At 40.9% G+C, this 21030-nt stretch carries 21 protein-coding genes and 1 pseudogene; 3 read left to right on the forward strand and 19 right to left on the reverse strand.

Going from position 1 to position 21030, the window contains the following annotated elements:
* Positions 1–5 precede the first annotated feature (5 nt).
* The 3 genes from ACSVDJ_RS15240 to ACSVDJ_RS15250 all read left to right on the forward strand — a co-directional run bounded on the left by ACSVDJ_RS15240 (position 6) and on the right by ACSVDJ_RS15250 (position 1987).
* Complete coding sequence (locus ACSVDJ_RS15240) at positions 6–128, forward strand: hypothetical protein (RefSeq protein WP_518619262.1); 123 nt, start codon at positions 6–8, stop codon at positions 126–128.
* Positions 129–321: 193 nt separating this feature from the next.
* Positions 322–1053 (forward strand): DUF4184 family protein, encoded by a 732-nt coding sequence (locus ACSVDJ_RS15245; protein ID WP_439166957.1) that lies wholly within the window; start codon positions 322–324, stop codon positions 1051–1053.
* 88 nt (positions 1054–1141) lie between these two features.
* On the forward strand, positions 1142–1987 hold the full coding sequence (locus ACSVDJ_RS15250; protein WP_439166958.1) for an alpha/beta fold hydrolase: 846 nt from the start codon (positions 1142–1144) through the stop codon (positions 1985–1987).
* Positions 1988–2060: 73 nt separating this feature from the next.
* Here the strand turns inward: ACSVDJ_RS15250 and ACSVDJ_RS15255 are convergent, their stop codons facing one another.
* The 19 genes and pseudogenes from ACSVDJ_RS15255 to ACSVDJ_RS15345 all read right to left on the reverse strand — a co-directional run bounded on the left by ACSVDJ_RS15255 (position 2061) and on the right by ACSVDJ_RS15345 (position 20901).
* On the reverse strand, positions 2061–2894 hold the full coding sequence (locus ACSVDJ_RS15255; RefSeq protein WP_439166959.1) for a TIGR03943 family putative permease subunit: 834 nt from the start codon (positions 2892–2894) through the stop codon (positions 2061–2063).
* A 10-nt stretch (positions 2895–2904) separates the two neighbouring features.
* Positions 2905–3882 (reverse strand): permease, encoded by a 978-nt coding sequence (locus ACSVDJ_RS15260; protein ID WP_439166960.1) that lies wholly within the window; start codon positions 3880–3882, stop codon positions 2905–2907.
* Positions 3883–4016: 134 nt separating this feature from the next.
* Positions 4017–4763 (reverse strand): GNAT family N-acetyltransferase, encoded by a 747-nt coding sequence (locus ACSVDJ_RS15265; protein WP_439166962.1) that lies wholly within the window; start codon positions 4761–4763, stop codon positions 4017–4019.
* Between the two features lie 125 nt (positions 4764–4888).
* Positions 4889–5635 carry an effector binding domain-containing protein gene (locus ACSVDJ_RS15270; RefSeq protein ID WP_439166963.1) on the reverse strand — a complete coding sequence of 249 codons (747 nt, stop codon included), beginning with the start codon at positions 5633–5635 and terminating at the stop codon, positions 4889–4891.
* 98 nt (positions 5636–5733) lie between these two features.
* Positions 5734–6663 (reverse strand): helix-turn-helix transcriptional regulator, encoded by a 930-nt coding sequence (locus ACSVDJ_RS15275; protein ID WP_439166964.1) that lies wholly within the window; start codon positions 6661–6663, stop codon positions 5734–5736.
* Positions 6660–7313, reverse strand: a complete 654-nt coding sequence (locus ACSVDJ_RS15280; RefSeq protein WP_439166966.1) for a DedA family protein — start codon at positions 7311–7313, stop codon at positions 6660–6662. The genes ACSVDJ_RS15275 and ACSVDJ_RS15280 overlap by 4 nt, the downstream gene beginning before the upstream one ends.
* Positions 7314–7422: 109 nt before the next feature.
* A complete protein-coding gene (locus ACSVDJ_RS15285; RefSeq protein ID WP_439166967.1) occupies positions 7423–8229 on the reverse strand; it encodes an alpha/beta hydrolase in 807 nt (268 codons plus the stop codon).
* 15 nt (positions 8230–8244) lie between these two features.
* The gene (locus ACSVDJ_RS15290) at positions 8245–9201 is read right to left on the reverse strand and encodes a FecCD family ABC transporter permease (RefSeq protein WP_439167879.1); all 957 of its coding nucleotides are present in this window, start codon (positions 9199–9201) and stop codon (positions 8245–8247) included.
* A 65-nt stretch (positions 9202–9266) separates the two neighbouring features.
* Complete coding sequence (locus ACSVDJ_RS15295; RefSeq protein ID WP_439166968.1) at positions 9267–10271, reverse strand: FecCD family ABC transporter permease; 1005 nt, start codon at positions 10269–10271, stop codon at positions 9267–9269.
* 4 nt (positions 10272–10275) lie between these two features.
* Positions 10276–11274 carry an ABC transporter substrate-binding protein gene (locus tag ACSVDJ_RS15300; protein ID WP_439166970.1) on the reverse strand — a complete coding sequence of 333 codons (999 nt, stop codon included), beginning with the start codon at positions 11272–11274 and terminating at the stop codon, positions 10276–10278.
* Between the two features lie 105 nt (positions 11275–11379).
* Positions 11380–13005 carry a helix-turn-helix domain-containing protein gene (locus ACSVDJ_RS15305; protein ID WP_518619275.1) on the reverse strand — a complete coding sequence of 542 codons (1626 nt, stop codon included), beginning with the start codon at positions 13003–13005 and terminating at the stop codon, positions 11380–11382.
* Between the two features lie 131 nt (positions 13006–13136).
* Entirely contained in the window at positions 13137–14432 is a 1296-nt protein-coding gene (locus tag ACSVDJ_RS15310; RefSeq protein ID WP_439166973.1) for an NtaA/DmoA family FMN-dependent monooxygenase, read from the reverse strand.
* A gap of 165 nt (positions 14433–14597) precedes the next feature.
* On the reverse strand, positions 14598–15551 hold the full coding sequence (locus tag ACSVDJ_RS15315; RefSeq protein WP_439167881.1) for a methyl-accepting chemotaxis protein: 954 nt from the start codon (positions 15549–15551) through the stop codon (positions 14598–14600).
* A pseudogene (locus ACSVDJ_RS15320) lies at positions 15546–16607 on the reverse strand (HAMP domain-containing protein); the annotation flags it as partial. The gene ACSVDJ_RS15315 and the pseudogene ACSVDJ_RS15320, both read right to left, overlap by 6 nt.
* Before the next feature lie 155 nt (positions 16608–16762).
* Positions 16763–17455: an ABC transporter permease gene (locus ACSVDJ_RS15325; protein ID WP_439166975.1), complete on the reverse strand. Its 693-nt coding sequence runs from the start codon at positions 17453–17455 to the stop codon at positions 16763–16765.
* Positions 17456–17473: 18 nt separating this feature from the next.
* Positions 17474–18178 carry an ABC transporter permease gene (locus tag ACSVDJ_RS15330; RefSeq protein ID WP_439166976.1) on the reverse strand — a complete coding sequence of 235 codons (705 nt, stop codon included), beginning with the start codon at positions 18176–18178 and terminating at the stop codon, positions 17474–17476.
* The gene (locus ACSVDJ_RS15335) at positions 18171–19094 is read right to left on the reverse strand and encodes an ABC transporter ATP-binding protein (RefSeq protein WP_439166978.1); all 924 of its coding nucleotides are present in this window, start codon (positions 19092–19094) and stop codon (positions 18171–18173) included. The genes ACSVDJ_RS15330 and ACSVDJ_RS15335 overlap by 8 nt, the downstream gene beginning before the upstream one ends.
* A 177-nt stretch (positions 19095–19271) precedes the next feature.
* The gene (locus ACSVDJ_RS15340) at positions 19272–20207 is read right to left on the reverse strand and encodes a sensor histidine kinase (RefSeq protein ID WP_439166979.1); all 936 of its coding nucleotides are present in this window, start codon (positions 20205–20207) and stop codon (positions 19272–19274) included.
* Position 20208: 1 nt separating this feature from the next.
* A complete protein-coding gene (locus ACSVDJ_RS15345) occupies positions 20209–20901 on the reverse strand; it encodes a response regulator transcription factor (protein ID WP_439166980.1) in 693 nt (230 codons plus the stop codon).
* Between the last annotated feature and the right edge of the window lie 129 nt (positions 20902–21030).

Below are 21030 nucleotides of genomic sequence, written 5' to 3' on the forward strand. Positions count from 1 at the left end.
AAGGAATGTTCTACGATGAGAACGACAATACGTTGCTCATTTTCTCTACCGTGAAAATGGGTACATCATCTGTTCCTGTTATGGGAATTGAAAAAGTGTACTTTGACGTAGAAAGCACAGAAGAGTAAAGCAAAACTTCACTCAACAGGATAAAAGCTAGGTCATAAATTGAGATTTCAATTTACGATCTAGCTCTTTTTGTATTTCTCGTGTGGTTCAGTGAACTGAAAGATCGCTTGCCAGCAAACACCAAACCCCTATATACTATAATTCGACAAAAACCGGGGAGTGACAGGCACCTGTCGAAAGGAGAGGATTTTTTTGCCGCTTACGTTTGCTCATCCAGCTGCTGTTTTGCCTTTTCCGAGGAGGAGCAGGTGGTTTGATTTTAGTGCGTTGGTGCTTGGGAGTATGGCGCCAGATTTTGAGTATTTTCTTAGAGGGGAGCCGTATGGGGTGATTGGCCATACGTTGGCCGGGTTCTTTTATTTCAACCTTCCTTTAGTGATCCTCTTTTATATCATTTATCATCAGCTCATTCGAGAACCGTTGCATCGGCATTTGCCGTCCTTTTTACAAGAAAAGCCGATTGATTACTCGTTGTCTAGTAAATTGCAAAAAAGCTTCGTCGTCATATATTCAGCTTTACTCGGCATGCTCACCCATGTCGTTTGGGATTCTTTCACCCATGTCACTGGCTATATGGTCGAGCGGATACCAGCACTTGCTCATTCCTTCCACCTATTTGGACTAGACATCCCACTATTTAAGCTTCTGCAGCATGGAAGCACGTTGTTTGGACTTGGCATGATTTTTCTCTATATGATATATCGAGCGATGTTTCTTTATCCTCAAACAAACACCACCACGAGCCGCAAACAGAAGCTCTATTATTGGTTAGCTATTATCGGTATTGGTGGCTTCATCATGGCTTTATGGTATACTTTTTTCTATGAATCAGTTTTCAATTACGGTACAACCGTTGTGAGATTGTTTGACTCGATGATTTTGAGTTTATTGATCGTATCAATTTTATTCAAAAAACAGAGGTGATGAGAATGCTAGAGCGTTCGATGGAAAATATCTGGGTAGAAAAAGACGGAAAGGAAGTGATACAAAAAACAAGAAAAGGATGATAAATATGAACGAATATAAACAAATGATGAGCGATGGATTTGAATTGAACTATTGTATGAAAGGAAAAGGAAAGCCGGTATTAGTTGTTGGCAGCAGCATCTACTACCCGCGCTTATTCTCAGAACAATTATATCAGCATTTCCAATTCATCTTCATGGACCATAGAGGATTTGTCCGACCGCCGAGAACGTTAGAGCGTGAAAATTATCAATTAGATCAAATTTTAGCCGATATTGAAAAGTTGCGAGCAGCCTTACAACTTGAAGACATCGTCATTTTAGGCCACTCTGGTCACGCTTTTATGGCGTTGGAATATGCGAAAAAATTCCCTAAGCATGTCGATAAAGTCGTACTATTAAATTCAGCTCCCTCCAACAGTATGGAACGCCAGCAAGGAAGTCAGTCCTGTTTTGAGCAAGAGGCTGAGCCTGAAAGAAAGGCCGAACTGCATAAAAATATCGCCTTGTTACAAAGTGACATTGAAAAAGATCCCGAACGAAGATTTGTTCATATGTGCCTTCGAATGGGCGCGATGAGCTTTTATGATTACCAGTTCGACGCTTCCGACACGTGGGATGGCGTTTATACGAATATGAAGATCATTGACTACCTATGGGGCGAGGCGTTTGCTACACTGGACGTCACTAATGGTCTGAGCGAGCTGAACAAGCCGATTCTATTAGGCTTAGGGAAATATGATTACTTAGTGGCACCTACGACTCTTTGGGACCCAATTGTTGCAAAATACCCCGCGATTCAAAAAGTTATTTTTGAACGAAGCGGTCACAATCCAATGTTGGAAGAAAAGCAACATTTTAATGAGATTTTAATCAATTTTATTAAACATTAACTATCGAAAAAAGCCTTTCCTAGTTTTTACTGGGAGAGGCTTTTTTCGACAAAAACCGGGGAGTGACAGGCACCTAGCGAATCACCGTCAACACCGGAAACACATAAGGCTCAGCCGGTTCCGGAACCTCTTTCCATGACACGTTCTTCACTAGCGGTATACTTGCTTCATTATAGGAGGTCGTTTCTAGTGTCCCTTCGACCTCTAGCCATGTATCTTGCGGAATAGTAGCTGCTTCCTCGACCTCCGTTAAAAAGCCAATCGTCGTGGCATCAGCAACACAATGAGTAATTAAAAAGCGAGCAAGCACGAGCTGATTGTTTTTGAAATCTCCCTCTTTAAACACAAACCCCGTCATCTTTATTTTCTTTCCAGTGTATTGATTCGGTGCGGCATTGATTTCTCCGTAATAAGGTTCAAACACATCGTCAGTCAATGTAATGACCTCTTCGGCATTAAGAGCGTTCATTTTTTGATTGTATTCTTGATCGCTCATTTCATTCGGATTAACTAATGGTTCCTGCTCCTCGAAACTGCTTTTCGATGGAAGTGGAGTGGTTCCTTTTTTAGCGGCAATCGATGCATTCAACGTTGTCGCCGGCAATAAAAACCCCGTCACTAACGGAAAGGTTAAAATAGAATAAGAGATGATTTTTTTCATCCTAGAGTCGGAATCACCATGATCGTGATCGCAACCATGATGGCTACAAGAAGCCTTTTTCATCCAAAGACGCGATAATTGCACGATAAACAAAAACAGAAAAAGCCAGGCTGCTAGTTGACTTAATACCTCGTACTTCGGATTAATGTACTGTGAAATTTCTCCACGATAATGTAGCTGCCATAAAAACAAGACGAATGCTAATAGAATCAACGCTCGAAACGCTTGCTGTGGTTGAAATTTCATCTCTTCCCCCCTAGTTTAAAACTTGAATACATCCCCAAACAATAAGCGTAATCATTACGATTAAAACAGCGACAAATCTTACTTTAAACACACTTAGCAGCATGAAGGTATTTTTTAAATCAATCATCGGTCCGTAAATTAAAAAAGCCAAGATCGATGTAGTTGGAAAGACATGACGGAAAGAAGCTCCGATAAACGCATCGGCTTCGGAGCATAGAGATAAAAAATACGCCAGCCCCATCATCGTCAATACCCCGTCTCCCACCTGCAAAATCGATTGCATCGAGACATACGTTTGCACGAAAGCTGCTAAAAAAGCACCGATAATTAAATACTTGCCCATATCAAAAAACTCATCAATCGAGTGTTTACACATACCGAGAAGCTGCTGCGGAAAAGACACCTTCTGTTTCGACGGTAAAGGCGTAACATGCTTATGCTTCAACTGATTTCCTTTAAAAATAAAGCTCACAAGTAAAGCAATCAAGAAAGCAGCAACAAATCCCACGCCCATACGTAAACCCGCCATCCCCCAATCGTTTCCAAAGGCCATATACGTTGAGAAAATAACAATCGGATTAATTAGCGGACCCGTTAATAAAAATCCCACACCCGCATAAATAGGTACCCCTTTGGCCACTAATCGGCGAACGATCGGAACAATCCCACATTCGCAAGCTGGAAAACAAGCCCCAACAATGCAGCTCATCAACACCGCTGAAAACTTATTTTTCGGTATCCACTTCTCGATCTGCTCCACCTGGATAAAAATTTGGATAAACCCTGCAATTAGTACGCCGATTAAAACAAACGGAATCGCTTCAATCAGAATACTTAAAAAGATCGTATTCATCTGTAACACCGAAGTAGGTAATGTCCAAGTTACTGCTTGTCCTTCCATCAACCGTTGAAAAGTTACATAACCAGCCGTCACCATCACCATAAAAGCAAACACTTCAACAAAATGGATTCGTATCCACCGACTCATACTTGCTCCTTCCTAAACAAAATTTTTTCACCTAAACTATTATATGCAAAGAAAGAAAAATAGAATAAAAAAGGTCCAGCATCACCACATCATGCTGGACTTTTTTTCGACAAAATCCGGGGAGTGACAGGCACCTATCTACCCCTATCTAATAACTGGCTGAATTTTTTCGGACTCATGATTTCGTGGGTAATAAATTTTCCGTTTATAAACATTGAGAAGGTTGTCCACACTGTAGGAGCATTTTGTGCTTCTTCTGTTGTGTGGAGTTTATAGGCTGTAAAAGTCATTCCTTTATTTTTGGCAACTTCGCTTAACTCTTCTAACACTCCAGAAGCAAACGGGCACTGATTCGTATAATAGACAACGATACCTTCTTCATTCACTTTTACCCTCTCTTTAAAAGCTGGAGTTTCTCCTTGGTCGTTGAATTTCAACACAATCAATTGAAAATACGGCTCTGCCTCATCAACAACTTCAAATCCCATATATTCAAAAAAACGTTTCTCACTTAAGTAAGGAAGCTTTTTCTTGCCAACGATGTGAACAACTCCGTCCATTCTTTGATTGCGAGCATCTTGTATACACTTATCAAGCAACTGCCTTGCATAGCCATTATTTTTATAACGACCTGATACCCATAAGCAATTAATAAACATATAATTTGGCGCATGAATCGGCACCCAAGCATTATTTGCGGGGATATATTCTATAAACACTTTTGCTCGTTCATTTAACCGATAAAAGACCAAACCTTCTTCCATTCGTTCTAACAGCCACTGCTTCTTTTCAGTTACTGCAGAAGCGTATTGCTTCGCTCCTAATGCACAACAAATATGTTCATCTTCTATATTGTTTTTCGTAATTTGGATAAAACTCAATCGAATTCCCCCCTATTCTAAGAGAAGTCTTGATCATCCCAAAAAGCCTTTCCTAGTTTTGACTGGGAGAGGCTTTTTTCGACAAAACCCGGGGAGTGACAGGCACCTACCTGACAGGCACCTACCTACCCCCGTATCGCAATATAAATATCGACTTGCGCTTCTTCAGGGTTGGCACATCTTTCGTCGTATACTTCAAAGTCACCGGTATATGTTCTTTCAACTTCAGAGTTGGCGAACCAAGTCCAAATATGTTGCCAAGTCTTGATGACCTCTTCAACCATCGGGCCTTTTTCAGAGGTGAACACCATGTATTTGGCTGCTGGAATTGTCTTCACTCTCAGCCCCTCGGGAACGGCGCCGTTTGAGGAGACTTCCATTCCAATGGTCAGTGAATATTCTCCGTTCACATCCGTCGCATAATCCGAATACAAGCCGTATGTAGCAGTTGGCTTCACTAGATTCGACGTTTGTTCAGGTACCTGTTGCTCATAAAACGCTGACCACAAGGACGGAATCTTCCCTTCAGGCGTCATTTCATCCGCATTGCACGTCCGAACGGTTAATCCCATCACTTGAAAAGCTTCTTTCTCCACGATCACAGGCTCAACCGCTTCCCCCTTTTTCCATCGCTTTAAGCTCGGTAAAAAAGAAGTTAACATTTGACGTGCTTGCTCTTCTTCCATACCATCTTCCTTTAAATGAGGCACACAGATGTCAATCATTTCTTCCACCGTTAAATTCGGTTGCTTAAACTCCCCAGCCTCATAACAATATGTACAGTAATCTTTACTTAGTTGCCCCTCTTTTTCTGTCCCAACTAACGATTGCTCCTTTAATGGCATACCACAACTTTGACAATGATTATTCATTTTTCATTCTCCACCTTTCTATCATTTGTCCTTACTATAGCAAGGCAAACTTGACAACAGTCTGTCAGCAAATGAAAATAAGCCATTAAGCACTCCACTTAATGACTTTCTTCTTTATATAACGCGACGATTTCCTCCGCACGTTCTCGCACAATTTTTCTTATATGATCAGGTTCAATCACTTTGATCCGTTGTCCGAAACTTAGTAAATAACCGTATAGCCATTCATTTTCAGGTAAAGACACTTCAATGATGGAGTGTTCTGCATCGACACGTTCTAGTCCAAACATTTCTTCCATCGTTGTCACCATCTTTGGATCGAATGACAACGTAAGATGAACTAAGTTTTGTGGCTGCTGCCATTCTTTATCCCATGGCAACTCTGCTAACTGGAGCGGCTTTTTCTCAAACGATTCCGTCTCTTCTTCTACAATATCTTTCAGCCTAGCAATTTTAAATAAACGGAAGTTTTCCCGTAATCGGCAATAGCCATATACATACCACATTCGCCCTTTTTGTACTAACGTGTACGGCTCAATCAATCGGCTCGTTACGCTCCCATCACTAGCCGCGTAGCTAAAACGAACACAGTGAGCGGATTCAATCGCTTGTTTCAGTAAAGTGAGCTGTTCTTTTAACACGATATTTTGTCCCCAAGGACTGAGGTCGATAAACACTTGATCAACCGATTGCCGAACGCTCTCATCTGCCACTCCTGTCAGCTTCTCGAGCACAGCTTCTGCATGAGGATCTTCATAAGAGGTGAGCGCACTTTGAATCGCCACTGAAAGCGAAGCCAATTCGTCTTTCGTTAACACTTGCTGATCGACTCGATATCCTTCCATCAAACTAATGCCGCCGTTTGAGCCTTGCTGACTAGTAACGGGGATACCAGCACAACTAAGCGTATCAACGTCCCGGTAAATCGTACGAACCGACACATCAAATAAATCAGCTAACTCTTGCGCCTTCACTTTTTTACGATTGATCAAAATCATGATCATCGTTAATAACCGTTCAATCTTCATTTTTCGCTTCCTTTCAAATATTGCTTTCTTCGACAAAATCCGAGGAGTGACAGGCACCCGATTATCCCAGCTAAAATCAACAATGCTTCCTGTCCATAATAGATTATCATATCAATGTGGTCGCCAAATAGATAGCCGGTGGTAAAGATAATCGCCAGCCATAGAAATACTCCTACATAGGCTAATGATGCGAAAGTAGTAAAAGGTAACTTACGTACACCGTACAGAAACGGAACAAAATTACGAATGCCAGGCACAAAATAGCTGAATAACAGAGAATGAGCATGGTACTTATCAATCATTTTTAATGACTTTCGCAACGTCTTAGAAAAATAATTTTTACGTTCGAAAAAAATCAACAACGGTCGGCCGATAAAGCGACCTATTGAATAACTAGTCGTAACAGCCGCAATAATTCCACAATAAATGACGAAAAATGCAGCTACAGGATTTAATAAATGAGCGGCTGCCGCTACCCCAAGCGTTGTGACAATCGCCTCGTTCGGCACGGGAATGCCGAAAATACCGAGCCACAGCCATAGGAACAAGCCAATATATCCGCTCTCTTCAAGGATCGTAATCAAATAATCAAGCTCCATCGCTTCCCCTCCATTATCTAACGTCTTATCTGCTATTTTACTTTTTCTCACTTCACATGAAATCAAACCTCAGATTGACTTTACCGTAAGAAAATAGTCGCATTCATTCATGATTGACATGAATAAGAAAAAAGACAGCCACCTCTAAGGTGGCTGTCGCTTATTTACTTAGCGCAAAACGATAGACTTGATTAATGTAAGGTGGCAAAACAGAAATATGGTTTTCTTCTTCATAACAACAATGCTTCGTCGTTAAATGAGGGATTTGTGCAGATGTTAAACGATCAAACACCAATTTAGCATCCTCAACCATTTGTTGCTTTTCTAACGCACCAATTCCGATAAACAGCTTCGTCGGGGGAAGCTCTTTAGGAACGTCTTGAAGCATTCGTTCCATCTCTTGTATGAGCGCGCGGTTCTTCCACCAAGTGGAGGGACTTCCCGCTGCATACACTTGAAAAGCTTCATAGCGATTAAACATCGTATAAAGGACAAATAGTCCCCCTAACGAATGACCGAATAACGTCTGTCTCGTCCGATCGATGGAAACGAGCCCTTCAACAAACGGCTTCAACTCTTCCTCAATAAATGTGAGAAATGATTCAGCTCCGCCAGTCTTTGGCCATTCCTTCTCTGTTCGTCGCATCGGAAATTCATGCGGCTCAGCATACGTCGTATAATCGTAAAAACGAGCATCAGTATCAAAAGGTTCATCCGTTTCATAGCCAATTCCGACAACGACTGCCGGATCTAGCCCATGAGGTTTCCGAGATTGCAGACGAGCTGTTTCCGTTACCGTTCCAAACACAGAATTGGCATCTAATACATAGATCACAGGAAAACCTTCCGGTGGCGCCTCAACATTCGGTGTCCACATCATCATTCGATACGTACGACCAGCTTTGCTTTCACAAGTCCATTGTTTCGCTCGCGGAATTTCAAAAGCAGATGACTCGGTTACTTTCATTTTCATACTCCCCCTCTACTTCCTTGCTTTAAACAATAAATAAACGAAATAAGGTACACCGATAATCGAGATCACAATCCCAACCGGCAGTTCAGCTGGAGCAAAAATCGTCTTTCCGATAAAATCTCCAACTAACACCATGAGCATACCGATCGCTCCACAAGCCGGAATAATATATTGATATTGAATGCCGACTAACCTTCTCGCGATATGAGGAGCAATTAAGCCAACAAAGCCAATGCTTCCCGATACGGATACACAAGCACTTACGATTCCGATAGAGCAAAGAAGAAAAATCAGTCGTTCACGATCTTTATTTACACCAATGCCTGTGACCGTCACTTCATCTAGCTGCATTAAATTTAGCGCATGCGACCGCCACCAAATAATCGGAACTAAAATGACAACCCAAGGCAATACAGCGAATATATGAGTCCAAGTCGCATGATAGATGCTTCCCGTTAACCAAACCGTCGCCATTTCAAAATCTTGTGGGTCCATCTTCAGTGAAACATAAAGAGTAATCGCACCAAATCCTGAACCTAAGGCGATTCCTACTAAAATTAATCGCTGCGGATCAAGCGAACCTCGATGCCTAGCAAAAAGCAACAGTAAGAATGCCGCACCTAAGCCTCCGAGCCAGCCAAAAAGCGGCATCGTCATCACTGATAACAGACTTGCTCCTTTCATCGTTCCTTGGATGAAAAACATACAAAGAACGATCGCCGTTCCAGCTGCTGCATTGATTCCGAGAATACCGGGATCTGCCAATTGATTTCGTGTCACACCTTGCAAAACAGCCCCAGCAATACCTAAAGCAAATCCGACGATCGCTCCGATAATGATCCGCGGCAAACGAAATTCGAAAATGACTAAATCATAATCCGCTTCCGACTGCAATCGAAACAACGTGCGGATCGTATCCATCGCTGACACATCAAACGTGCCATTCGTGACACTAACATACATCATGACGATAGAAAGGATAATCGTCGATAAAAACACACTTAAAAATCGAGTACGTTGACCAAGCTTACTCAAATGCTCCTACCTCCTCTCGTTTTAATTAAATAAAGGAAGTAAGGAACGCCAAATATAGCAGTCACTACGCCAACCGGTGTCTCAAATGGATGATTCATAAAGCGGCTAATGACATCCGCCCACGCTAAAAACAACGCACCAAAAATAGCGGCATACGGAACAATTCTCCGGTAGTCTTGACCGATAAGAAGCCTCGTAATATGAGGGATAATCAAACCGATGAAGGCAATTTTCCCAGCCATCGCGACCGATACACCTGTTAAAATGACGACACTTAATATCGTCAAGCCTTTCATGAGATTAATATTGATTCCTAACCCTTGAGCGACTTCATCACCGAGGGAGATCGCTGTCACAGAGCGAGCAACAACAAAAGCGAGTATTAAGCCCACAAGCGCAAATGGAATCGTCCATTTAATAAGTGTCGGGTCCATTTGATGCAGTCTTGCGTTATACCAAAAGCTAATATCTTGTGACACTTGAAAATATGTCGATAATGCTTGAGACACCCCGTTAAGAAAGGTTCCAAGAATCGTTCCTAATATCGCTAGCGTTAACGGCGTCATTCCTCCAGGTAACAAGCGAGCAATGGAAAAAACGAGTGCTGCGCCTAATGCGGAGCCGATTAACGAGAACGTAACCAATGTCATAGAGGAAGCTTCCGGTATGAAAATCATGGATAATGTAATGACAAATACCGATCCATCAGCTACCCCCATAATGGTTGGGGATGCAAGATAGTTTCTTGTCATCCCCTGCATGAGCGCACCTGAGACAGCCATAAAAGCGCCAATTAATAAGGCTCCTACGACTCGCGGAAAACGCGACGTTTGAATGATTAAGTGATCCATATTGTTTGAATCAAAGTGAACGAGCGCGTCCCACACCGTTCCAAAGCTAATCGATTTCGAACCGTAAGCAATAGATACGAAGATCGTCGCTAGGAATAGGAGACTTAATAAAACAAGATGGACAACCCTGTTTTTCAATATAGAGCTCATACTATTATTCCCCTAAATGCTTTTGTACGCTTTCTAAAAACTCGATTCGACTGTAAGCAGGGCCTCCTTCCATTAAAGGATCTACAACGTTTACAAACACTTGATCATTTTTAAACGCATTCGTATTTTGGATAATTGGGTTCTTCTTCAACTCTTCAAAGGCCTTTTCTTCCTCTGAACCTTCACCTGTAACGAATTGTACAAATAAAGCATCTGGATTCATCGCAGCTAGCTGCTCAACAGAAATTGCTTCTTGCGTTTTCGCTTTGCTCACCTCTGCAGGAACGTCTAAGCCAAGCTCACCGTATAATACAGGGTTAAAGTATACATCTTGCGGATAAACGAACGATTGTCCTTTACGAATACGAACTGCGGCTACTTTTTTCCCTTCAAACTTTTCTTGTAAAGACGTTCTTGCCGCATTCATGTCCGCTTCATATTTTGCTAGAATCTTTTCTGCTTCTGCTTGCTTTCCAGTTAATTCAGCCATTAAGTTCAAATTTGCTTCCCAATCTGTTGCAATGTGAGATACTAAAATCGTTGGAGCAATTTTCTTCAACTTTTCGTGTACTTCTTCTGGAAACTTCGTAGAACCTAAAATAACGTCTGGCTTTAATTCTAATATTTTCTCAAAGTTCGGTTGAATTTTCTCACCAATTGACTCTGCTTGATCTGTTACTGAAGCGAAATGTTCCGGGAATTTTCCTCCCATAGAAATCGCACCTACTGGATGAACATCAAGTACGACCGCATCCTCCATTGCTTCCATTGCACCTGTAATAACAATTTTTTCGACATTTTGCGGAACCGTGTACTTCTCACCAAGATACTCAATAGTGCGAGTATCACCTTCTCCTGCTTCCTCTGTCTTCTCTGCCTGCTCTGTTTTCTCTTCCTTATTGCCTTCGCTCTTGCTTGGCTCGCTCTTTTGCTCTCCTCCGCAAGCAGCCAAAACTAGCATAAATAATGCTATTAAACTAACTAGCATAAACTTTTTATTCATTTTACTTGAACTCCTTCCAACATCCTATGAATTTATTGATAATGATTATCAATGTTGATTGTAATTGAGAAAGAAGCCCTTCACCATGGAGAAAATCCAGAAAGTTTATGGACAATCGATAGGTGGAAATGTCTGTAACAACTCCACCATTCGCCTATAAGCATGCGGCGAATGTTCTAAACACGGATCGGACGAGAGGTGGTACATTTGATTTTGGTGCACAGCAGAAAGCCGCTGCCATTCTCGATCGTTTTTCAGCCTCTCCCAATTCGCTAACGTATAGTTTTCTTGCCTAATTAACATAAATAGATGACTTGGGTTTTGTTCATTCAATTCCGCAAGCGTCACGATTTCATTATTCATACACTTATCATAAGTCGGCTGTAAATGAAGCTGCTCATAAAGCAATTCGCTAATGCCTTTCGAATGATGAGCATATAAATGTTGCTCTCGCATTTTTATGATGGCAACGGATTGGTTGCTAAATTGTTTCACATATTGATCTTTCACTTCTTGCAATTGACACTCGAATTGCTGCAGCCATTTCTCAGCTTGCTTTCGTTCTCCTAAAAACTCCGCCAACAATAAAAATTGCTTCTGCCACGTTTGCTTCATAGAAATATAATAGACGGGAGCGATTTCTTCCAATCGTTCCTTCTCATACGCACTTATATCATCAAAAGCAATAATGATCTGAGCACCAACTTGTTTAATCGCTTCAATATTAGACTGATGTACGTTTCTACGATAAGCACTTAAATGAAGAGGGATGTCTTGACGATAGTGCTGATAATAATGAGGCGTCCACTTCGGATGCAGCGGCGCCGCAAGCGGAAAAATATTAAGGGGCAATAAATAACCTAGCACAGACGGATGATACGCGATCAATTTTCGGCCACGATTTTTTATATACATTGAAGGAGATTCTCCCACTTCTTGCTTAAATTTACGACTGAAGTAAAATTCATCTGAATAGCCAACTTGATGAGCAATATCTCGAATCGGCAGTTGAGTCGTCGCCATTAATCGCTTCGCCTCTTGCATGCGCAATTCACTCACATATTTCATCACACTTTTGCCAAACGTCTTCTTAAATAAATCACCGAAATATTTCGGGCTAAGCTCCGCCATTTGAGCGAGTCGATCGATCGTTAAATTTTCCATATAATGCACTTCAATGTACTGTTTCGCCCGATCGATTGCTGAATATGTATGATCTGGCTTCATTTGCGCCATATGATGAATATAGTAAATCAGCCGTAAACACATCAGTTCACAATAAAGTGAACTTAATCGCTTCTGACTATGCCTGCCTTTATGAAGAGAAGTACAAATAGCAAATAGCTTATCGTCCTCCGGCAAAGATATTTTCCCCGAATAAGGGAGCGGTTGAGCATCCGTCGTCGCAGTTAACACTCGACCGCTTTGATTTTCTTCATACACATCGAAATAAACAACATACATCTCTGCATTTTCCGTCATAGCCGTTGCGACAAACGTTTCATTCGGCTTACATAAAAAAACCACATTCTTTTCCAATCTATACGTTTGAATATCTAACGATAGCTCGATTTCTCCATTCGTTACGACGATCAGTGCATAAGAAAAAACAAGCTGTTGCTTTAATTGGCAATTCTCTGCGCCTTTCATGAAATCAATGGATCGAAATTTAAAAGAGAGAGCCTCTAAACTTGTATCGTTCTTCTCTATATCTATCTGTATTTCTCCCATGCTCACACCACCATTACTTTTATTGATAACGATTATCATTTTTGATTATAGCATATCGATCAAGTGCTCACGTAATGACTCCAAAATAAAGACCTAGTAGACAAACACTGCCTACTAGGTCTTTGAACGTCTCACTTGATACGTAAATGCTCACGTAAAGTAACACCTGTATATTCACTTCTGGACAAGCCTTTTTCAACTAACATCGGCATTAATTCATCGAAAAATAATTCCATCGACTGGACAGAGCCACCCGGAAGAGCAATGAATCCATCCATCGCGCCCGCTTCAAACCACTCGATAATGTCGTTCACCACATCTTCCACCGTGCCAACAGCTACCCAATGCGCCGAACCGACCACTTCTGGTCTCGCCAACAATTCTTCCACTGTCGGCTCCTCACGCATAATGAATCGGCGCAATAAATCGGCATGTGTCCGACTGCGAACAGGCTGACTCGGATCTGGAAGCAAGTCGGCCGTTATCCGCTTATCTAAAGGCCAATCGCTTATATCTAGACCTAAAATCGACTGAACCGATGCATATCGATGCTCACGGCTTAAATGGGCATGTGTCTCGCGATGGAGCTCTTGCGCCTCGCTACGCGTCTTCGCTAAGAAGAAGTATAAGCCAGGCAACACTCGAATCGCATCCGGCTGGCGACCTCTCTCCTTCGCCCGTCTTCTCAAATCTTCACGCAATTCAATACCTGACATCATATCCGGTGTCGCAGCAAAAATCGCATCCGCTACCGAAGCAGCGAAATGTCGACCAGAGTCAGATGCTCCTGCTTGAAATAAAGGAAGCTCCCCCGATGAATGAGCTGGCAAATTAAGCGGGCCTTTCACACTGAAAAAATCACCCGAATGATCAATTGAGGAAACGAGCTCCTTATTCGCAAACTGCCCCGATGTGCCGCGAGCTGTCAATGCCTCATGTGGATAACTCGCCCAAAGCTTGCGCACAACATCCGTGAATTCACTTGCTTTCCTATACCTTTCTGAAGAAGAGGGCATAGGAGCATCGCCGAAATTTTCAGCCCCTTCTATAGAAGTAACGATATTCCAGCCAGCACGTCCGTTGCTGATCCAATGCAACGACTGAAGCTGTCTCGCAACAACATATGGCGGATTAAAAGTCGTCGAAGCAGTCGTAACAAGCCCAATCCGTTCCGTTTCACAAGCAATCGAAGTAAGCAAAAGCGTCGGGTCCAGACTACCGAACCCAGGAGATTTATCTAACACTTTCTGATTAAGAAATAACGTATCCGGTCTGAAAACAAAATCAAGCTTCGCCTTCTCAGCCATTTTCGCCAGTTTGACGTAGAAATCGGTCGAATATAAGTTCTCTACGTTACTATGTTCCTTTCCTTTCCTCCAAGTTGCCGTTAATGATAACCCGATGCAAAGCTGTCTATTTATAGTCATACGTACCAACCTTCCATAAAATGATAATCATTCTCATTTTATTGTCGGCAACGCCTCTGAAACCATAGACAAAACCCAGAATGTTTTTGGATGATTTCCGCATCAACACCTGTATAAATTAAAACGAAGAAACACCTCAAGATGTTTCTTCGCTTGGATCTATACTTATTCTTCTACCTTAAATCGCTTTACTTCTCGTTGAAGCACTTGGCTTAGCTCGGTTAATTTTGTAGCATCTTCCGCAACGAGTTGGATCGCTTTTGCTTGTTCTTCTGATGAAGCGTTCACTTCCTCACAAGTAGCAGCGGTTTGCTGAGCTAATGCCGCCATTTCCTGTATTGATTTTAATACAGCATCTTTCTTCTCAGATACACTCTCAATGTCATGGCTGACATGATCGATTGAAGCGACCATTTTATGAACAAAATCAGAAATCTGTGCGAACACATCATGTGTATGCCCTATAACTACTGCTTGCTTACTAAAGATTTCACTCGTTTGTCCCATTTCCTTCACTGCTTTATGTGAACTTTCCTGAATATCGCTCACGATCGTTTTCACATCTTCTGTCGCAACAGTTGATTGTTCAGCCAGCTTTTTCACTTCGTCTGCCACAACAGCAAACCCTTTCCCACTTTCACCTGCTCTAGCAGCTTCGATACTAGCATTTAAGGCGAGCAAGCTCGTCTGGGAAGAAATATCCGTAATCGTGTCCATCACCCGACCGATCGCAGAAATCTTACTATTTAATTCACTAATGACCGATTCCATCGACTGAACGAATTGATCCGTCGCCTCAAAAGAACTTTCTAATTCTTTCATTTGACTTTGTCCTTTAGCGTTCAATTCATTCGTCTCTAACGTCATATTTGACATCGTTTGTGTATTCTCTAAAACTCGTTGCAGTTCTTCTCCTAACTCTATTGATGAATGATTCGCGCGATCTGCATCCTCTGACGAACGACTCGCCCCTATCGAAATTTCAGAGACAGCATACACGACTTGCTCACTAGATGCTTGAGTTTCTTCAGAAATAGCACTCAAATTCTCACTCGACGTTAAGACGTCATTGGACGAACGATGAACGACAGAAATGACACTACGCAATTGTTCAACCATTTGATTAAATAGTTGGGCGAGTTGACCTGCTTCATCCTTCGTATCTACATTGACTTGAACCGTGAGATCACCATTAGTAATTCTTTCTACTCCAATTTTCAACTCGTTAAGTGGGCGCGTAATGATTGTAGAAATAAACTGAATCGCAAAGAAAGAAACAATTAAAATAGCAACAGTAATCATTAATAGCCTGTTCCTAACATGCGTAGCAAGCTCATACACCTTCTCTTCCTTATACGCCGTTCCTATCAACCAATCTGTCTCAGGCATTTTGTTATAAACAAGCAGTTTCTTGGCATCATCCAACTGATACTCCATGCTCCCCTTGTCTTGTTCATTATTTATCATCCTTTGAATGACTGGAACATCGGTTAAATCCTCTCCCTGCTTAGTCGGGTGAGCAATCGCAACTCCTTCATTATTAACAATGAAAGGTTCCCCATTAAAAGCCATCTCTTGGCTATACAAAAATTCGAAGATCTCATTCAATGTAATATTAATCGCAATAACCCCTAAAGTTTGATCATTCACTTTTATCGCTTTTGATATCGCAATCACATTTTCCTTTGTTCTCGCATCAATAAATGGGTCAATAATGGCTGCTTTCTCGCCACTCTCTAATCCCTCTTTATACCAAGGTCGAACCGTTACATCATAATCCGCTCCGAAATCATGAATAGGGTAATTGACATAGTTGTTATGAGCGGTTCCCATTACAACATTGACCGCAGCTGGATACTCTTTGAAAAACCCTTCCATTTCTTGATGAAATTTTGCTTCCAACAATGCAAGCTGTTTCTCATCGTTTTTTGATAAAGCTACAGCTACTTGTTCAACTGTCTGTCTTTTGGCTAATTGGTTTAACGCTGACGTATGAGCGCCAATAAATAACTTGACCATCTCTGTGACCGATTCATTGCTTACCTCAGCCACTTCACTTACATTTTTCTCTGTTTGCTTTTTCACTTGTAGTTGAGTGAGAAAGATAGCGATCAAGAAAGCTATCAAAAAAAGGCTCGCTACAAGGAGAACCATCTTGCTCTTAATTGATTTCATATTCTAAAAACCCCATCTATAAATTTAGTACTTTTAGAATATCGGAAAGAATTTACGAGCATTAATAGCAAGAAAAAATATAAAATAATTATAAATTGCATGTATATTTACAAAAAAGCTAAGAAACACAACAAGCGCTTCTTAGCTCTTTCCAATTATATAGTATCCTCCCTCTCAATATTCCGAATGGCCGAATAGGCAATTACCATTCCAATGGCGGCAAGCCCTAATTGAAGAGGAATGAATGTCACCATAGAAAACGCTGGATTCGTCGAGCAAGCAATCGCTACAACGATTAGCGATGAAGCAATCGTGGCTGCAACCGAATATTTTCGCATGCCGAAGTACAAGGAAATTAAGCTAGCTCCGGCAGCCGCGATAGCAAAGAAAATCATTTTGACCGCCTCTTTTAGAAACTCGTGGACAGTGACTGAAAACGGAACAATCGGAACGTACATATTGAGAATAAAAAATGAACCAGCCACAATTATATTAGATAATAAAATCGCAATAAACGTCATTACCGCTATTACTAATAGTTTACTAATGATTATTTTCTTTCGGCTGACAGGATAAGAGAACAAAATCAAAATCGTTTTATTTCGATATTCTTCAATCACCATTTTCGCAATCAATACCGCAGCAAACACGATAAACGTCGCTCTCACCATTCCACCGATTAGTACAAAGACATCTTGATACATCGTAACCATCAAATCTCTTTCTTCTTGTTCTATATACATAATGCAGCACATCAATATGATCATAATGATGTTGGCAATCATAGCCCCTTTTACATACCATCCAAATTTAAATTTCTTCATTTCTAGCTTTATTAACTGCAGCATGGAGTCCCTCTCCTTCTTTTAAGCCACATCGATTCGGTCCACTTTACGATAAGAAAGATAACCAATCATCATGCCTAATAAGCAAAGGGCCAGCGGTATGACAATGAACTCGTATAAACTTACATTGCTCACTCCATCAGACACGTTGGCATTAATTAGAAATCCGATTAATACCGATGTTGTAATCGTTGTAGGAGTTGATTTTTTTCTCATTCCGAAATATAGAGGAACGAGACTAATGCCAGCGACCATAAAAGCGTTAATGAAAGTCGATGGGACTGTCGCAATGATGTCACTCATCTGAACAGGAGTGTCAAAGAACCCTATCATAGGATTGAAGAAAAATGTCAACAAACTAATGATAAAAGTGGAAAGTACAATGCTGAAAAAACAGAAACTAAAGACGATAAATAGCTTTGCTTGCATTAATTTTTTTCGCTCGATCGGATAGGTAAACAATAATTGCATCGTTTTGTTTTTGTATTCATCAATGACTAAACGTGATAAAAGGACCGCTGAAAAAATGATAAATGTGATTCTAATCAAGATATTCGTTAACGTCATGAACTCTGAATAATCCGCAAACATTAGGTCACTCTCAACTTTCGACCCCCACGCCATTAGACCAACAGCAGCGAAAATCCCTAAAATACAAAATGCTACACTTTTAAAATAACGAGGTAATTGATGTTTTTTCCATTCTAGTTTTATCAGTTTAAGCATGGATGCCCTCTCCATTCATAAGGTTTAGGAAATACTCCTCTAATGAGCTATGCTTCTTATTGATGCTTTCAATCTCAATATCATTCATAATCAATGTCTTTGAAATTTCTTGCTGGGTAGCTGTCATTTCATAAATGCGAATCATTTTGTCATTCATGATTTTATAGTTTTTCAAGCCTAATTGATCGTCTAAAATATAAACAGCTTTTTTCACATCGTGAACCGTGACCTCAATATACTCGGTTTGTTCACCACTAATACTCTGCATCGACACTTCTTTAATCAGCTTGCCGTTTTGAATCACTCCAATCGTGTCAGCCATCTGCTCCATTTCCGCTAAAATATGGCTAGAAACTAGTAACGTAATGCCGTATTCTTTGCAAAGTATTTTAAACAATTCTCGCAACTCTTTAATGCCGATAGGGTCTAACCCATTGATCGGTTCATCTAAAATCAACAGTTCAGGCTTTGTCGTAATCGCTCTCGCAATTCCTAACCGCTGTTTCATCCCAAGAGAAAAATCTTTTACTTTTTTGTCATCGACATTATGCAAATGCACCAGATTTAACGCGTGGTCAATCGCCGTCTTGTCATAGTAGCCCATGTACTCACAGTGTAAGTAGAGGTTCTCTTTCGCTGTGAGTTTGTCATAAAAAATCGGATATTCAATAATCGTTCCCATACGTTTTAGCACTTCATAGGAAGTATCCGTTAACTTCTCACCGAAAATTTCAATATCACCACTCGTTGGCTTAATTAAATTCGTCAACATTTTCATGACCGTTGTTTTACCCGCACCATTCGGCCCTAAAAATCCGTAAATCTCCCCTTGCTTCACATGCATATTAACCGCAGAAACCACCTCTTTCCCACCAAACACCTTCGTTAATTGATTCGTTTTTAATATATAGGACATATCATTTTCTCCTTTCACTGTATAATTCAATTGTACGAAGCGAACTTCTCTTTTTTCTTACTCAATCCTTACAAATTTCTTAAGCTCACAGAAAAGCGAAAGGCGACGGTTAAGCCTGGAGCTAGACAAGAAAAGCGAAAGGCGAAAAAAAGCTTGCAGAACCTCCTCGTCTACAAGCTAAAACTCCATTCTTTTCAACATAATGGTAAACATGGTTTTCTCGTAAGGTTTACTAGAAAGATGGATTTCTCCACCTAATGCTTCCACAAGCCGCTTCGTGATTGTCAATCCAAGCCCGCTACCTTGGTACAACCGATTCCTTGAATCCTCTAATGTGTACATCCGCTCAAACACTTTGTCGATATGAGACTCAGAAATTCCTTTTCCCTTATCCCATATATCAATGCACACCAACTTTTCCTCATTTCTTACGGTCATACCAAGCGTTTTCCCATCTCCCCCGTACGCAATCGCATTCGAAATTAAATTATTTAATATCCGTCCTAACACTTCCTCATTTCCAAGTGCATAGAGCGGTGCTTCCGGTAGATCAATAGGAACAGCGAACCCTTTCGTCGTCAGTACATCATAGAAGGATAAAATATTTGCCTGACACACTTCATTCACATTAATTCTCGTTAGCTCGATCCTTTGATCTCCCGACTCCAATTTCGCTAAGTCAAAAAATTTATGAATAAGCTCCATCAATTCATGCGTTTTCAGTTGTACTTTTTTCAGCAAGGCTTGCCGCTCTTCCTCAGACAGTGTAGGATCGGTTTGTAATATTTCGATGTATCCAAGAATGACCGTCAGCGGTGTTTTTAAATCATGCGACACATTCGAAAGCATCTTCCGCATCGATATTTCTACCTTCGCATGATCCGCATTAGTTTTTTGTTTCGCTTCTAATAATCCATTAATAGCGACCAACAATTTTTGCAGTTCCCGGTCATCCGTCACGACTAACAACTTCTCCGCTGTTTGCTTTCCAGCGATTTCTTGCAGTTTTTCATATGTATAACGCAACTGTTCATCTTTACTTTTCTGCATCCGATATTGAAGGAAAATCACGCCTAGTAATATCAATATCATCGTCGTTAACAAACTGACCATGCTACACCACTTCCAGCTTATAGCCGATTCCCCATAACGTTTTAATATACTGCGGGTTGGACGGATCATCCTCAATTTTCTCTCGTAGCCGTCTCATATGAACATTAATAACATTCTCATCTCCGTAATATTCTTCATTCCAAATCAGCTGATAAATTTGCGCTTTCGTAAATACACGATTGCGATTTTTCATAAATAGCTTTAATAATTCAAATTCTTTAGAAGTAAGTTTGATCACTTCTTCTTTCTTCCAGACTGTAAAATTAATCAGGTCTATTTTCAACTCACCAACTTGAATTATTTCCGCTTGTTGCTGCGGAGTGGAATATTGGGTCGAACGACGAATGCCCGCCTTTACTCGTGCACATAACTCAATCATAGAAAACGGCTTACAAATATAATCATCGGCACCAAGGCCTAACCCGATCGCCTTATCAACATCTGTATCTTTCGCCGACATCATTAAAATCGGCACAGCACTTCTTTCACGAACCAACCTCACCACTTCTAACCCATCGATCTTCGGCATCATAATATCTAAAATGAGTAAATCAAACGACTCTTGTGTAAATTTCAGTAGCCCTTCTTCTCCATCCGAAGCCGTCGTTACGGTAAAACCTTCTTTTATTAAATAACTGCCTACCATTTCTTGAATCGATTGGTCGTCCTCTACTAGCAATATACGAGATGACATCTTCTTTTTATCTCCTAACTTTACATATATTAGCATGATTAATTGTACCGTAGGATCGATCATATGTGAATGAATACCCTCCGTCTCTAGTCTGAGTTGAAACTAAACCTCCAGTTCGTTGTTTAAACT

The organism is Bacillus sp. Hm123 (assembly GCF_051842975.2).
Lineage (GTDB): Bacteria > Bacillota > Bacilli > Bacillales > Domibacillaceae > Bacillus_CE.